Annotated in this window: 11 protein-coding genes, 2 pseudogenes and 1 riboswitch; of the genes and pseudogenes, 4 read left to right on the plus strand and 9 right to left on the minus strand. The window is 45.0% G+C overall.

Annotated features, from left to right (window positions below; genetic code table 11):
- Positions 1–768: 768 nt before the first annotated feature.
- Positions 769–1,683, minus strand: coding sequence for a transposase (locus A372_RS0117225; protein ID WP_019422126.1), 915 nt, complete (start codon positions 1,681–1,683; stop codon positions 769–771).
- Between the two features lie 487 nt (positions 1,684–2,170).
- Between A372_RS0117225 and A372_RS0117230 the strand changes: the two genes are divergently transcribed.
- Complete coding sequence (locus tag A372_RS0117230) at positions 2,171–3,028, plus strand: alpha/beta hydrolase family protein (RefSeq protein WP_019422127.1); 858 nt, start codon at positions 2,171–2,173, stop codon at positions 3,026–3,028.
- 23 nt (positions 3,029–3,051) lie between these two features.
- Here A372_RS0117230 and aspA read toward each other — a convergent pair whose 3' ends face one another.
- Positions 3,052–4,476 (minus strand): aspartate ammonia-lyase, encoded by a 1,425-nt coding sequence (aspA, locus tag A372_RS0117235; RefSeq protein ID WP_019422128.1) that lies wholly within the window; start codon positions 4,474–4,476, stop codon positions 3,052–3,054.
- A 328-nt stretch (positions 4,477–4,804) separates the two neighbouring features.
- On the opposite strand from aspA, the gene A372_RS0117240 reads away from it, so the two are divergent.
- Positions 4,805–5,449, plus strand: a complete 645-nt coding sequence (locus A372_RS0117240; protein WP_026011127.1) for a metal-dependent hydrolase — start codon at positions 4,805–4,807, stop codon at positions 5,447–5,449.
- 93 nt (positions 5,450–5,542) lie between these two features.
- Here A372_RS0117240 and A372_RS0117245 read toward each other — a convergent pair whose 3' ends face one another.
- Positions 5,543–6,415, minus strand: a complete 873-nt coding sequence (locus A372_RS0117245; RefSeq protein WP_019422130.1) for an AraC family transcriptional regulator — start codon at positions 6,413–6,415, stop codon at positions 5,543–5,545.
- 170 nt (positions 6,416–6,585) lie between these two features.
- Between A372_RS0117245 and A372_RS0117250 the strand changes: the two genes are divergently transcribed.
- Positions 6,586–8,799 (plus strand): GH92 family glycosyl hydrolase, encoded by a 2,214-nt coding sequence (locus A372_RS0117250; RefSeq protein ID WP_019422131.1) that lies wholly within the window; start codon positions 6,586–6,588, stop codon positions 8,797–8,799.
- Between the two features lie 87 nt (positions 8,800–8,886).
- Here the strand turns inward: A372_RS0117250 and A372_RS34150 are convergent, their stop codons facing one another.
- On the minus strand, positions 8,887–9,453 hold the full coding sequence (locus A372_RS34150; RefSeq protein ID WP_036704512.1) for a YkoP family protein: 567 nt from the start codon (positions 9,451–9,453) through the stop codon (positions 8,887–8,889).
- A gap of 298 nt (positions 9,454–9,751) precedes the next feature.
- Between A372_RS34150 and A372_RS34155 the strand changes: the two are divergent.
- Positions 9,752–10,543: pseudogene (locus tag A372_RS34155) on the plus strand (IS256 family transposase); the annotation flags it as partial.
- A gap of 308 nt (positions 10,544–10,851) precedes the next feature.
- Here A372_RS34155 and A372_RS0117270 read toward each other — a convergent pair.
- The 5 genes and pseudogenes from A372_RS0117270 to A372_RS37435 all read right to left on the minus strand — a co-directional run.
- Positions 10,852–12,072, minus strand: coding sequence for an MFS transporter (locus A372_RS0117270; RefSeq protein ID WP_085981976.1), 1,221 nt, complete (start codon positions 12,070–12,072; stop codon positions 10,852–10,854).
- A 61-nt stretch (positions 12,073–12,133) separates the two neighbouring features.
- Entirely contained in the window at positions 12,134–12,709 is a 576-nt protein-coding gene (locus tag A372_RS0117275) for a TetR/AcrR family transcriptional regulator (RefSeq protein ID WP_019422136.1), read from the minus strand.
- Between the two features lie 545 nt (positions 12,710–13,254).
- Positions 13,255–14,175 (minus strand): DMT family transporter, encoded by a 921-nt coding sequence (locus tag A372_RS0117280; protein WP_026011128.1) that lies wholly within the window; start codon positions 14,173–14,175, stop codon positions 13,255–13,257.
- Positions 14,176–14,313: 138 nt separating this feature from the next.
- Positions 14,314–14,459, minus strand: a riboswitch (FMN riboswitch).
- A 134-nt stretch (positions 14,460–14,593) separates the two neighbouring features.
- Positions 14,594–15,412 (minus strand): GNAT family N-acetyltransferase, encoded by an 819-nt coding sequence (locus A372_RS0117285; RefSeq protein ID WP_019422138.1) that lies wholly within the window; start codon positions 15,410–15,412, stop codon positions 14,594–14,596.
- A gap of 211 nt (positions 15,413–15,623) precedes the next feature.
- Positions 15,624–16,223, minus strand: a pseudogene (locus A372_RS37435) (hypothetical protein); the annotation flags it as partial.

The following is a 16,223-nucleotide window of genomic DNA, read 5'->3' on the forward strand; positions in this document are numbered from 1 at the left end:
TTCATCTCCTTTCCTGCTTTAACAAAAGAAAGAGGCTGTGCGGAAGTTCTCTACTTCCACACAGCCCCTTGTTGAAAAAGAGCGACCTATGAAATTGTCATCCCATTGATAATGATGAACGCGCACCATATTGCATCGCCCTTTCATTTGGATTCGGTATTTATATCCATTTGCTCTACTATTACATGTGTATGCGCTTCTGTCAAGTATGGTGCATCGACAGAAGATAGTGCAGATATTATACGATACGCATGATGATCATCTCGCCGCTGACATAGTCTATCCATGTTCAGTGACGTGACGGCACGGTACTCCAGTTACAGAAAACCCGTTTCGTTTCCGAGGAATGATGTTCGTACTCAAGCCTTAGCGACACTCTCCCCTTGGCTCAGGTACATAACAAGTTGGATCCAAGAAGACCACGAGTCTAACAAATTCGGCTCGTTCTTCACATTTTGTCTTCGCATGTTCAGTCCAAAAAATGTAGGTTCATCGCTGTTTGTTTTTTGAACAACGCAAGCATATCATCGCGATATAACTGCAAAATTGACTAAAGCATGCTTCATGTCTGCATGCCTCAGGTACGGTGCAGGCACGATCATGTCTCGTGATCCCAGAAACGTTGCTGGACGCGCTTATGTATGCACAAGGACAGAACGTCGCAAGCAAGCTGCATAATCTACATGAACTGAGAAATTAAAAAGGCGACGATGTCAAAATGAATTCAGATATAATAGAAGTTAGCGTTTCACGTCTGCATGAACTCGGTTACGCAGCGGATTGTGCGGCAGAAGAAGGACTTGTGTCATGATGGGCAAAAAGATGTTCCAAGGCAGCGGGAAAAGACATGCACACGCATAAAAGTCGCTCCCACGTGGACGTAGGTTGAGTAGTTGCATTCAAACGGAAACAAAATTCATCCAGGTACCTCTGAAGATACTTCTCTCCAATTCCGTGAAACGTATCGTTCATCCAGCGACGTGCCCGATTGAAGGCTTGATATAAGCGATTATCCCTACGAGTTCGGTAAGGATGCCGGATAATAGTCGTCTCGAGAGCGGTCTCCGTGACGTGAAGAGCTGTGAAATGGTCACAGCCTGAACGAAGCAGCAACTTCCCCGAAAGATGCTCCTGCTTCACAAGCTTCATCTTGAATTTGCTCTCCAGCCCGTCTTCCTTGACGGATGCAGAAACGATAAGGGGGTACTCCCGGGGATGAAGCTCCAACATAGAATGGTACGTGAGGCCTTGAAAGGCAACGATACCTTGAACTTTGCCTTCTAGTGGCCGCGCGGCGTCGGCATGGCTGATCGCTGCCCGAATCTTGTGCAGCATCAACCAAGCTGTCTTATAGGTTACCTTGATGATCGAGCTAAGCTGAACGGCGTTAATGCCAGCATCCGGGCGAGAGGCCAGCCAGAACGCCGTGAACCATTTCTGCAAGGGGGTGCGACTACCTTCCATGACCGTGCCGGTGGTAAGCGAGCTCTGATGCCGACACATGCGGCACTCGTACAGAGGCAACCGGCGTGTCTGAATAATGTAGGCATGGCCATGCCTACAACGCGGACAGACAAAACCCTCCGGCCACTTCATCTGATACAATAAGCTTGCACATACGGATTCCGAATGAAAATAGTTATGTAACTCTTCCAGCGTATCAATGGATTGCCATGCTTTCATAGGTCGCCTCCTTGCTACAGCTCTTTCCGATCCAAAATCAGAACATTTGTTCCTACATATTGATTATACCGAACAAACATTCCTATTTCAAGAGGCTTTATCAATTATTTGAGACTTCGAATTTCACGTAACTTTAGCTTCCTAGAATTTCAGTTTCTTAAGTGTGTTCTAGCATGAATCCGCCGTGACAAAAAGTTTTGACTGAGCGTTAGGGAGAGTGTTGCTAAGGGCATAATCACGATGATCATCGTTGGCACAAGAACGGCGAAAAGACTGCTAAATATTCGATGACTATCACTTTTCCGAAAATAAGAAATACCGCAAAACACATCAGAAACCAACGGATGAACAACACCTCAACGAACTCTACCGCATATCGGGACATGCTGCGGCCGCTTAAAGCGGGAGATACAATATAATTGTGTCCTATTCTTCATGTTGATATTATCGTGGATAACAAGACTAATGAGAGGGGCATATTCACAAAATGATCTATCACATTACATACTTATCGGATGGATTACGTGTAAAGGGGTATTTGAGCCTCCCCTATGGCCATGAACGTCCAGCCAGCGAAATACAATCCAATATCGAACGATTCTATGGTGAAGGTAATCTGCCCGTTACGGAAATAGCCCATCCTTTGAACCGGGCGAACCAAGATTTACATGAGCAACAATGGCCTGTTCTTATCTATTGCAGAGGAGGCATGGGTAAATTTGGCCGGGTCAAATCGGACTGGTTAGAGCAGTTCTCGCAATTCGGACATCTTGTCTTTGCTCCTACCTACCGCGGCAATGAAGGTGGCGAAGGACGAGATGAATTCGGCGGTGCTGAGCAAGAAGACGTTCGTTCGGCTTATCGTCTGCTGCAAAGTCTTTCGTTCGTCGATCCTAGCCGTATTTCGGTCATGGGCTTCTCACGCGGTGCCATCAATGCTGCACAAACGGCGGTCGGCATGCCGGATATTCACCGGCTCATCCTCTGGAGTGGCGTGTCAGACTTGGCGCAAACGTATGAAGAGCGTATGGAGCTTCGCAGAATGCTGAAGCGCGTCATTGGCGGGAACCCCGTCAAGAAACGAGAGTCTTATATTGCTCGTTCTCCCCTTTATATGGCGGAAGATATCTCCTGCCCGATTCTCCTTATTCACGGGACCGAAGATGCTCAAGTGGATTTCAGTCATGGACTCCAGATGTTTAAGAAGCTGCAACAAGATGGAGCAGATGTGGATATGCATACATTTGATGGATATGGACACCTTTTTCCGCCTGATATTCATCAGCAATCGGTGAAACGCATGTTTGCATGGATATCGAGAGACACAACAAAGAGACACCCATAGAATGGGCGTCTCTCAAGTCAGAATTACTCTCGCTCGAACAAAGCTGCACCAGCGATTCCCGGCTTGGTCATTTCATAAGGATCGAGAATCGTATCCAGCTCCTCTTCCGTTAGCACGTTGTATAGCAAGCACAGTTCTCTTACGGACTTGCCGTTCTCCGTCGCTTCGCGGGCGATACGGGCGGACACTTCATAACCGAGATGAGGGCTTAAGGCTGTAATGATGCCAACGCTGTTCTCCACGTATTCGCGGCAACGCTCTTCATTGGCTTCAATCCCCTCTAGACAGTGGGTACGGAATACCTTAAAGACGTTGTTCATCATGCTGAGCGATTGGAGCAGATTGTATACGAGCACAGGCTCCATCACGTTCAATTCAAACTGGCCGGCTTCCGATGCCAGACATATCGTATGGTCGTTGCCGATAACTTGAAACGCCACCTGGTTCACGACTTCGCACATTACCGGGTTGACCTTACCCGGCATGATGGACGAGCCTGGCTGACGGGCTGGCAGACGTATTTCACCGAAGCCGGCGCGAGGACCGGATGCGAGCAAACGCAGATCGTTCGCCACCTTGGACATGTTCATCATGCAGACCTTGAGCGCTGCCGATACTTCCGTGTAAGCGTCCGTGTTTTGCGTGGCGTCCACCAGATGCTCTGCATGAATTAACGGGAATCCGCTTATCTCGGCCAATAGTTCCACTACCCGGTGAATGTATCTCGGATCGGCATTTAGTCCTGTTCCGACTGCGGTAGCGCCCATATTAACTTCATACAGGTGCTGCTTGGATTGCTCAATACGCTTCATGTCTCGCAACAACACTCGGCTATACGCTTCAAAGGATTGTCCCAATCGAATGGGAACAGCGTCCTGCAAGTGAGTGCGTCCCATCTTGATAACGTGATCGAATTGAGCCGCCTTCTTCCGATACGTCTCGTACAATTCTCCCATCGTGATCAAGAGTTTATCGATAAGCGTCAACACCGCAATATGTATAGCGGACGGAAACGCATCGTTCGTAGATTGCGAACGGTTGACATGATTATTCGGGCTTAAGCTGGCATAATCCCCTTTTGCTTTCCCAAGCAGTTCAAGTGCCCGGTTCGCAATGACTTCATTCGAGTTCATGTTCATCGAAGTGCCTGCTCCGCCCTGGATCGGATCGACAATGAAATGGTCGTGCCATTGCCCGTCAATGATTTCATCCGCGGCTCGAACGATGACCTCGCACATCTCCTCCTGAAGCTGCTTCACTTCCATATTAGCCAGCGCCGCAGCCTTCTTCACGATAGCTAAACCGCGAATCAGCTCCTCATTCATGTGTGCGCCCGTAATCGGGAAATTCTCCACAGCGCGCAGCGTCTGAATTCCGTAATACGCTTCGACAGGAACTTCCTTTTCTCCCAGAAAATCTTTTTCGGTACGGGTTAAATGATTCGTCATTTTGATCCCTTTCCTTCTCTTATGATCGGTTTTTGAAACGCTTTCATACTGCGTCATAAAAATGAGCACGTCCCCATTTACGTGACAAAGATAGAAAATGTAATGTGCCCACTATGATTGTAGCTCCCTTTTGATAAATGATCAATTTTTAAGATAAAAAACATTATATTTCACTTATTTTGCACGCCGTATAGAGTCAAGTTATTAACACTTCTCTGCACTGGCTATGAAAGGCTTGCTAATTCTGTTCGAAAATAGGTATAATGGCTAGATGCAAACATATGTTTGTGCCTCCATCAGGATATTAGCAACTATGAAAGGAGAACATATGAAAGGATCGACACACCTTACTATCGGTATTGCCGTCGGAGCTGCCGCAGCCGTGTATTATCCATTTACCTTGAAGAATGCGTCCTTATATATTGCGGTGTCGGCATTATCCGCCTTGAGTGCGGATCTGGACGGCCCTAGCATATTGAGCAGCAAAATCGGCAAGATTTCCAGATGGCTGCATGAAATACTCCTCTGGCTCGGTGTCTGTCTTGCCGCTGGAGTCATCTACCAGTATTCGACGCAGGCATTTGTCAGTCAAGAATTGAGTATCGTCTCGGTAGTCGTGCTGCTGCTCGGCTTTGTCGCCAAAGAAGGCGTCACCCGCAACATTATGGTAAGCATGGTTGGCTGCGGGCTGCTCTATTGGGGATGGACGTTGGGTTGGAATTGGTTGATCGGCTTGGGTGTGTTTGTTGCCTGGGTTCCATGGCTCAGTCATAGGGGGATGTCACATACCATATGGGCCACCCTGTTATGGGGTTGCATCGGATGGGGCCTGGAGCAACAGCTTCGCATTGAAGGCATCACTGCCGTATCCATCTGCGGTTATGCTTCCCATCTGATTGCCGATACTTTGACACCAAGAGGCGTTAAATGGCTCTATCCGCTATCTAACCGCTCATTCAAAATTCGCCTATAAGCATAGCTAGAAGATTGGGACTTCTGATTGGAGTCCCGATTCCCCCATCACACTTCTCCTCCCCCTCATGGATTAAAATAGGAATCACATGCATTAAATCAATTCAATGTTATTATGCTTGCGGTACAGGGTCGGTGTCATGCCCATCCGGGACTGAAACACGCGGATAAACGTCGGATAAGATTTGAACCCGGCCTCATAGGCAATGTCGGTAATTTTCATGTCTGTACCGATCAGCAAGTTGCAGGCATGCGCGACGCGGATTCGTTCCAGAAAGGAATAATAATTTTCTCCGACCATTTGTTTGAAGGCCGAGCTTATATAAGAAACGCTGTAATTGTACCGCTTCGATAGTGTATCCAGCGTTATATCTTCCTTGAAATTCTGGTACACGTAATGAACGACTTCCCACATTCCTCTGCGAGGGTTCCTTCCGTAGCTTTGAGGCCCTTCGTCCAACCTCTCCTGACGGTAACGGTCGAATAAGATGAACACCTGCGTTAGCTTGGCGAGAAACATCATCCGGCTCCACGGCTTCTCCTCACGCGCCTCCTCATGCATTTGCTGAAGCAGCAAATGCACCTCTCTTGCTGTCACCTCGTCCAGCTTGTATGTGGTGTTCTCGTCATTTTCCGCCCCCTTCAGCAAGCTGTGCAAGGCCAAGAACGAGTCTCCCGCGCCAAAAAAAGCCTTCAGACCGATCGCTCCCACATATAAATGCAATTCATCTCCGGGAGCGATGTCTAGCTCATGCACCTGATGGGGAAACAATAAAGTGAAGGTGCCCGGCGTCAGTTCCTTTTCTACTCCGTTGATGATTTCTTTTCCTTTGCCTTTCAAGGCATACGTGTATTCAATAAAATGATGCACATGGGCGGGCACAGGCACATTCAAACGATGAATTTTCAGTGTGAACGGAAATTCCCCGTGGATTTCGTCGTCTCCATGCAAGTTGTAAGGAAACATTCCAATCACTCTTTTCTTCCTAATATAAATGACAGCTATCCTTATTTTATCATGAAAAGTGATAGAAATTATAAAAATATGATAGGTGTAATATGACATATCACCATACAATATAACATGAAAGGCATATTTAATATGACATTCAATTTTAACATGAGGAGAGACAATAGATGAGCTTACTAAAGCATGTGAACCCTCTGCAAGGAACAGATTCCATTTATCCGTATTCGAATGGGAACACTCTGCCCCTGATTGCGATGCCGTTCGGAATGGCATCCTGGAGCCCGCAGACGAACGAAGCCGCTGGCGGCTGGTTCTTCAGCCCGAACCATAATCGTCTAGAGGGCATCCGGCTGACTCACCAGCCGAGCCCATGGATCGGCGATTACGGCCATATGACCTTAATGCCGCAGACTGGACCGCTTAAAGTGTGGGCGCCTGAGCGCTCGTCTTCGTTCCGCAAGCAAGACATGATCGTACGTCCGGACTACTTTAAGGTCCAACTGCTTCGCTACCAGACGACGATGGAACTCTCGCCGACAGCGCGTTGCGCCAGCATCCGGCTGACGTTCGATCGTCAGGATGAAGCGAGACTCATTCTGTCGACGTTCCCTGGCGAAGCGTCGATGACGATCGATCCGGACAAAGGCACGTTGACTGGCTACACGACGGCGAAAGCAGGCGGCACACCGGACAATTACCGCATGTACTTCGTCATGAAGTTCGACTGCCCGGTCGCTGCAGACGCAAGTGGCTTGTCCGATCATGAATACAAGCCGGTAAACAGCTTGTCGAAGACAGGCGAGCGCATCGGCGCGTATGTTGGACTGACCGTTCCTGAGAACGGCATCGTACATGTCAGCATGAGCACTTCCTTCATCAGCGAAGAGCAGGCTTTCATTAACCTGGAGCGCGAAGTTGGCAGCCGTACCTTCGATGAAGTGAGCAGCATGGCGACGGACACATGGGAAAAACAGCTCGGCGTCATCGAAGTCGAGAGCGACGACACGGATAAGTTGGATACGTTCTACACTTGTCTGTATCGGACTTCCCTCTTCCCGCACGCCATCCATGAATATGATGCAAACGGCAAACAAATCCATTATAGCCCGTACAACGGCAAGATTGAAGAAGGTCCCTTGTTTGCAGATATCGGCTTCTGGGATACGTATCGCACATCGTTCCCGTTGTACAACCTCCTCTACCCTTCTTTCGTCAATGAAATGATGCAAGGCTGGGTCAACGCATATAAGGAAGCCGGCTGGATGCCGAAATGGGCTTCCCCTGGCGAGCGGAGCATGATGCCGGGAACGTTGATTGACGTATCATTTGCAGATGCCGTCGTAAAAGGAAACACCGGCTTCGATGTAGAGACGGCGTTCGAAGGATTGTTAAAGCATGCCATGACCGTTTCCAGCGACAATCGATACGGACGCAAAGGCATGGGCGAATATTTGAAATACGACTATATGCCTGCTGATATTCACACGCATGAGAGTGTGTGCAATACGCTCGACTACGTATTCGGCGACTTCTGTATCGCACAGATAGCGAAACATTTAGGCCGTGAAGAAGAATACGAACAGCTTATGGAGCGCGCTAAGAACTACAAAAACTTGTTCGATCCAGCCATAGGCTTCATGCGTGGCAAGCTGCAAGACGGCAGTTGGCTCGAGCCGTTCGACCCGACGATGTGGGGCGGTCCGTATACAGAAGGCGGCGCTTACCAGAGCAGTTGGGCAGTGCAGCATGACCTGTTAGGCCTTGCCGAGCTAATGGGCGGGCGCGAGCAATGCAAGAAGCAGTTGGATGCGCTGTTCGCAGCAAAGCCGGAGTTCAAGGTTGGCTCGTACGGCTTTGAAATACACGAAATGTCTGAAATGGCAGCCGTCGACTTCGGACAATTCGCAATCAGCAACCAGCCAAGCTTCCACTTCCCGTACATCTTTGCGGCGCTTGGATACCCGTCCTTGACGCAGCATTGGGTACGCAAGACGATGGATGAACTGTTCAGCTCTCGCCCAGACGGACTTCCAGGTGACGAGGATAACGGCAGCTTGGCCGCATGGTACGTCTTCGGCGCGATGGGCTTGTACCCGCTCAGCCCAGGCGTTCCGGAGTATGTCATCGGAACGCCGCTGTTCAAGCGGATGACGGTCCATCTGGAGAATGGCAAACAACTCGTCATCGAAGCGGACAATAACTCCGCCGCGAATAAATATGTGGCAGGCGTACGCATGGATGGCGCACAAGTGGCGACGTTGTACTTGGAGCACGCTAAGGTGAAGAACGGAGGAACAATCTCCTTCGATATGGCGGATTCGCCACGTGAAGACCGCTATGACGAAGCAGCGCTTCCATACGCAATGTCAAAACAAGGTTAATGGCAGAAAAGGGTGCCCCCTCGGTGAATACTCGGGGCACCCTTTCTTTTTATGAAATGAGACGTGTCAGCAGTTGTTCCGGTTCGTCTATGTAGAAGGATGGCCATAAATTTTTTCAAGCTTGTTTTTGGACATCACTAAATATGTCGGGAGATGCCGCTTCTTGAATCGATTTATCGGATTTGACACCGAAATTAAATGAATAGGCAGTTGATTAATCCATTTAAACCCCCGATATAACGGATTGGAAATAGGCACCACGTCAAAGCCGAGTTGTCGGCATCCCCGATTTAGCATGGTGATTCCAATGATGGCTTTGATTTCATTCCCTCTCGGATGGTTCTGGATGAATTGGCACACGCCCGGCAACGAACGATCCACGCACCGATAAATGATGCGCCCCTTTTGAACGTTATTCGTTACATGCAACACTTGACGCAACAATTGTACATTGTACAAATGAATCTTTACTAATAGATCCTTGTTCCGGATGCGTGTTCCGTCAGACATCGCTATTTCCTTACCTCGATAAGTTAGCAGTTTTACCCTGAAAATATTCTGGTTCGCACGGTCGATATAAGTAAGCCGTCTCAGTGAGCAGTATATGGGATCGAAAACGTTACATGTGGATAACAGATACATTTTTAGTTTCATGCGACATTCCCCTTCATAATCGGCCAATGATGATTAATTTGCATATTTATAAGGAATTTATGATGGGAGTTGAAGGAAAATAATTGCACGAAATAATGTTTTTTCCGACACTATAGATAAAAACGGTTAGGTATAATGAAAAAACCTCCCTGGTTACTCTGTAATATTAAAGACAAGTAATTGTACATGATGTTTTATTACACCATAGCTTGTTTATAATGTTACACATATTATTAAAATGCGCATTACAAAAAGTAAATTTTAGTGGTGTGCATTTTAATTTTGGCTAATTTTATCACAGACTATATCTAATATGACCAAGGCGATGGTCGAACAAGTCGATGCCTTCGCTAAACGGACGCTAGCCAAGCGTTATGTTTGCGTCTACATCGATGCTACTTACATAGCAGTTAAACGTGAAACCGTCTCTAAAGAAGCCGTGTATCTGGCAGTCGGTATACGTGAAGATGGTTCTAAGGAAGTGTTAACGTATACCATTGCTCCAACCGAATCGGCCTATGTATGGAATGAGCTGTTACTGGACGTGAAAGAGCGTGGTGTAGAGGAAGTCTTGTTGTTTATCTCTGACGGATTAAAGGGCATTGTGGCAGCAATTGAGCAAGTATATCCAAGGGCAAAATACCAATCATGCTGCGTACATGTAGCACGTAATATTGCTCATAAAGTACGTGTATCTGATCGGGCAAGCATCTGTGATGACTTCAAAGCTGTGTACCGAGCAGAAGATGAGCAGTCTGGGAAAGCCGCTCTAGAGACTTTTTGTGACAAGTGGAAATCAGCTTACCCTAAGGTAATTAAATCTCTGCGTGAGAACCCATACATCTTTACGTTCTATAGCTTTCCGAAGACAATATGGAAAAGCATCTATTCAACCAATCTCATTGAATCATTCAACAAGCAGATTAAGAAATATACAAAGCGAAAAGAACAGTTTCCGCATGAAGAAGCACTAGAAAAGTTTCTGGTATCGCAGTCCGAGGGCTATAATCAAAGGTTCGCTACTCGATGCCATATTGGCTTTGACCAAGCACGCGCTGAGCTCCAAGCGATGTTCAGCACTAGGGACTAATGCAGTCTTCTACAAGAGAAGGTTATTTTCATTTACACAAAATTCTTGACGCTACCTAAAAAAGTCTGATCATTTATAATAAAGATTGATAATTTGTAAAAAAGTTTGATAAAAAGATCTATTTTGTAGAGTATTTCTTTGTTCAACAATCGGGCCATTTTATTGACAACATCCTATGCCTTATTGCATAATCTTATTTTTGTCATAGGCCAAAACGAATAAAGATAAGAAATAATTTATTCCTGATGTAGAAGGTAATACTATCCCCAAAATTAGATTTTGACTCTAACTTTTTGGGGAATTGATAGTTAGGACATGTATTTACTTTTGGTTTTTGATAAATTTTTTGTATTATTCTTTATTAAATGAACTATTAAGGCGATTAAAGGCAAAGCTGTTCCAATGAGTAAAGTTACTTCACTATTAAATTTATAGTAAGTATAACTTCCAATCCATGAACCAAAGGCTCCTCCCAAAAAGAAAATAGTCATATATAATCCATTAAGTCTGTTTCTTATCTCGGGATTCAAACCAAAGATAACTTTTTGACCTAATAATAAATTTCCGGATACACCAATATCAATACTAATGCCTGAGATAAGTATTAAAATTACACTAAATAGTGAATGGTCTTTAACAAAAAATAATAGTACGATAGATAATAGTACGAGCGCCATTGATACATTAGTCAATGTAAAAATATAACCTTTATCTGCTATTTTACCAATAGTAGGAGTTAATAAAGCTCCAGCTATTGCAAAAAAGCCAAATAATGCGATTTTATTATTTGAAAAATGTAATGGCTCAGCCCTTAATAAAATTGGGATAACTGTCCAATAAAGACTAAATGTTGCAAATAAACATGCGTGATAAAAAGCTCTTTGTTGTAAAGGAGATGTATTTATTAGTAGCTTCACCGTAGAAGCTATTAAATTTGGATATGACATGTTGCTAGTCGATACTACTTCATAGTTGGGCAAAAATTTTATAATTAACAGTAATACGACAACTAGCATTATTAATGAAAAAAGAAATACCATTCTCCAGCCGAACCAGTCAGCTATTCCGATAGATAATGGGCGAGCAATCATAATCCCAATCAATAAACCACTCATCACTTTACCCACATATTTACCTGCCTCTTCAATGGGCACAATCCTCATTGTTAGTGGAACTAACATTTGAGCCGCACAGGCTCCAATGCCAATTATGGTTGTTAATATTATAAAAACAATTCCATTTGTCGAAATAAGCGTACCAATTAATGAAATAATAGTAAGCCCGATAAGAATTCCTATTATTTTCTTACTTTTAAATATGTCAGCCATTGGTACGATAAAAAATAAGCCCAATCCATATCCAATTTGTGTCAGGGTAGTAAGCAATCCAGATAAATCAGAAGAGATGTTCAAATCTTTTGCAATGAATTGTACAATTGGTTGTGCATAATAAATATTAGCAGCAAGTGAACCACAACTAATCGCCAAAATAAATATTAGAAAATTTGTCTTTTTAGTCACCTTTATCATTCCTTTAGTTTATTCTTATTGATTTTGGTACGCTCGTTCCAGAATGATTAAAAAAGAAAGACTATAGGTCTGCAATAGTCTTATCCACTAGATTATAGGCTAGATTTTTCTCTTTTTTATATCTGGACATTAAATTAATGCTATGATTTAAACTTAATAAAGAATATGCAACTAATTCTGAGTTAGCCTCTTGTGAAAGTTCTCCTTTCTTTTTTCCTTCTTCAATGACTTGCTTAAATACTTTTTCAAGTTCATTAAAATCATTTATAAGTATTTCTTCTATGGAAGGATCAATATGTCCAATAAGCAGTGAAGAATTAGTTATAATACAACTTTTGGGAATGTCATCTGAATAGCATTCTTCAATATGTTGATAAAAAAAGGATTTAAGAGATGCTTCAGTGCTTATACCACTAAAAAGTAAATTTCTCTTTTGATAGCCATAGTTTTTATAATGTTCTAAAACCTGTTTAAATAGTTCATCTTTATCTCCAAAACTATCGTAGAGAGTAGATCGACTTATTCCCATCGTATCAATAAGATCTGAGATATATGTAGCGTCATAACCTTTTTCCCAGAATAAATACATAGCTTTATTCAAAGCATGTTCTTTGTTAAAATTTATACTTCTACCCAATTTACAACACCCCCATTCATATAATTTAGTATAAAGTTTTCGGAACGATAAGTCCAGAAAAATTATTTTGAAATCAAGTCTTCCGTTAAAGGGTGCTTTAATTGAGCAATGAGCACAAAAATCATCAAACTTTTTTATGAAAGGATGATTCAATTGAATATAGAAAAAGCGTGTTTTGATCAATCTTTTTTTCAAAACACGCTTTTTTTATTTGCCCTTCATCAAGGTTTATTAAGTTAATTTAATCAAACTTTATTCCAAGGCTACATTAATGTAGTCTTATAAATAATAATTTAATCCTTTTCTGCCTTGTGTATTAAACTCAGGCACCCGATAGTTTCAATAAGCGCATACCCTAAATTTTCATTTTTGCTCATAAATAAAAGCTGAACTAATTTGTTTAAATTAGTTCAGCTTAAAAATACCTTATTATAATGTTGCACATTTTATAAAGAATACTGGTATATTAAAGATATTACTTTAACTATTGACTTTTAATATAAGCATATACCAGGAAGGTCAACGGTAATATATTCGAATAGCATTTATTGCTGTCTAGAGACCAGATACAACGCAACCCATATTAGGACGAATCCCGTCAATTGCGGAATGGTGACGACTTCCTTGAAGACGATCCAGTTCATCATCATGCCGACGAGCGGGAACGACAGCTCCGCAAGGGTTGCGTAAGAAGCTTTCGTAACGGATAAACCGCGGTAATATAACAACAAGCTTACGAGCCCCAGCAGCAATGCCTGCATGATGATATAAAATGATACCGTGCCCAACTGTGCTGCAGGGATACTCCAACTTGGATGTTCGTTCCATGTAAGCATGAACAACAGTGGCAGTGCCAACAAGAATCGCAATGCCGTAACCGTTTCATATTCCATCTTGTCCAGCATTAATCTGCCCATTACGGTGGACCCGCCCCATAGAAACGCGGCCCCGAAAGCAAGCAGACTGCTCACCCCTACGACCTCACGCACGTGGCCTATTGGCAATGACCATCCAAACGTAAGCAAGTATGTGCCGGCAACTGCCAGCAACAGCAGCATAGGGAAGCGTCTGGGGAGTGTTTCTTTCAACAGAACACGTGCCAGTATGACGGCAAATATCGGTTGCAGCTTCTGTAGAAGCAATACCGCATTCGGATTACCATGTGCGAAAGCTTCCGTGAACATGATGGTCGCCATTACCGAGCCCCCCCACGAAATGAAAAGGAGCGCGAACAAATGACGCCAAGAGCATCCCCGAAGTTCCCTCCGGTGCACCCATAGAATGGGGGCTGCATAAAGGAGTAAAATGAGATGTTCGATGAGGACGATTTGTGTCGAAGTCAAGTACTCCAACACTAGAACTCGGAAGATGGGCCCCAGTCCCCATAGGGCGGCCCCTAGCGCAACGAACAGAACTCCTCTGCGCGTGCTGCTGTTCCTCTGTTCAACGTGAATAACGTGGTCCATATTCAATAACCTCCAAGGTCGTTGAATATAGGATCTGGCTGAAGAAGACATACGTCGCCTATCCGTCATGATGAAGGTCATGATGAAGCAAATTCCGCATTAGAGCTGTCATGTGCAGTTCTTCACGTGAAACGCTTGAGCGATCTTCTCCCATCCGGACTATACCGTCGGCCTTGGAGTTGCACCAAGTCAGTCGCTGCAAACATGCAGCGAGTCGCGGGCTTGGGGCTGCTTCTCAGCCCTTCACCGCCGGTCAGGAATTACACCTGGCCCTGAAGATCCTTATTCAAATTCATAATGTAGGCATTCGAATAAACGGTCATGCCCCGTTATTAATTATAACTCGAATTGGATTTACATCAATATAATAATTCTCCTATACAAATTTCCAATTCGGCTGTAGAGGCTAAATTGCAATTTAGCTCTGCTGAAAAGCCAGCTCTCTAATGATGCCACGCTCCGTAAATCCAATCTTTCTGTACACATTATTCGAGTCGGGATTGACCATATCCGCATACAAGATTGGAATCAACTTTTCTTGTTGAACGATGTCACACAGTTCAGCGACCAAGGCGCTAGCGTACCCCTTTTTCCGATGCTCGGGAGCGGTATAGACGCTGTTAATCCGCGCATGTCTCGGTGAACGATGGGCAATCCGTGCCATTGCTACGGGCTCTTCCTCCCTCGTCCATACCATCATATCACCCGATGCAATGGAACGCTCAACGAATGGAACCTGATCGGAACGAGGAACTGCCGTGCCCATTGCCTCTGCGATAAAGTCAGTGACGAAGCCGCTAATCGTATTTACATGCTCCGGGGCTGCTCTCCGCATCGTCCCCTGCACATTCGCCGGCGCAGTCACATGCTCGCAAGCGTACGATTGCAAGTCCATTTGAAGCTTATATGATCCGCCTACCATGTCCGTATACATCTGTGCGAATAATTCGGCAACTTCCGGATGAGCGGAAATGCCGGGAATGTCTTTATCGCTCGTAAGCTCGCATAATGCCATGATGAGCGACTGCTTCTGTTCCAATGTTGCTTCTTCGCTCACCCACAGCCATGCATGTTGTCTGGCGGTTTGGGCAAAGACGGCGTCTCCCTTCTCCGTCCTCATTCGTATGCTGCAATCTTGCGATCCGCAGATGCGATGCAACAGCTGGTACTCCACTTCATTGTCTGTGAAGGGCCGCCGGATAAGCACCGGATCGTTCGGGGAACATGAAATCCACATAATATAACCTCTTTCTGCCGTTTCATTTTTTTGTATTCTAACTAGTTTGGTAGTAGCTGTCAATCCATTTTAAAGAGCGGCGGTCGATGTTTCAAAGCAGGCCCGTGTCCATTACATAAATAAACTGTGACATAAAAAACCTCCCTCGGACTGAACGAGGGAGGCATTTTACCTTGCATATACGCTTATCAAGATAGAGATTGCTGGTAGTTCATGAAGAAGTGGAGAAAAATACCGAATATACAGCGCTTTGTGTTATATTGGGGACGGCGTATAGCGATAAAGCATTATTCCTTGACACTGCATCGCCAGGAATGACACTGGTCCATGTAATCGTCGCCGGAGCGGTCAGTAGAGTAGGATTATACACATAGACCGGCTGAGCCCCTACATCTGTCGGCCTAATGGAGAAAACAATTGTTCCACTAATCACTCCGGTAGTGAGCAAGGTTATGGTGGAAATGATATTGCCCGAAGCTGGCGCTGATGCATTATTCGCGACATCGGCGCAAATTTGGAACAGGTAAGTTGCCACAGGCAAATTGTTGACATTGATGGATCCGGAGAACCCCGAGACACTTCCAACTCCCAATACGACGTACGGAATGGCATTGGATACGGCTCCAGGAGACCCAGCTATGCGTTGAAACCCCGAATTAGCTCCCCCATATAATATTATCTTTGTCGAAGTCGAAGGTAACGGCCCTGTTGGTCCTGTGGTACCCGTGACACCCGTCACTCCTGTGGTGCCCGTCGCTCCTGTGACACCTGTCGCTCCCGTAGCTCCCGTAGCGCCCGTAGCTCCTGTGGT

This window comes from Paenibacillus sp. OSY-SE, assembly GCF_000283315.1.
GTDB lineage: Bacteria > Bacillota > Bacilli > Paenibacillales > Paenibacillaceae > Paenibacillus_B > Paenibacillus_B profundus.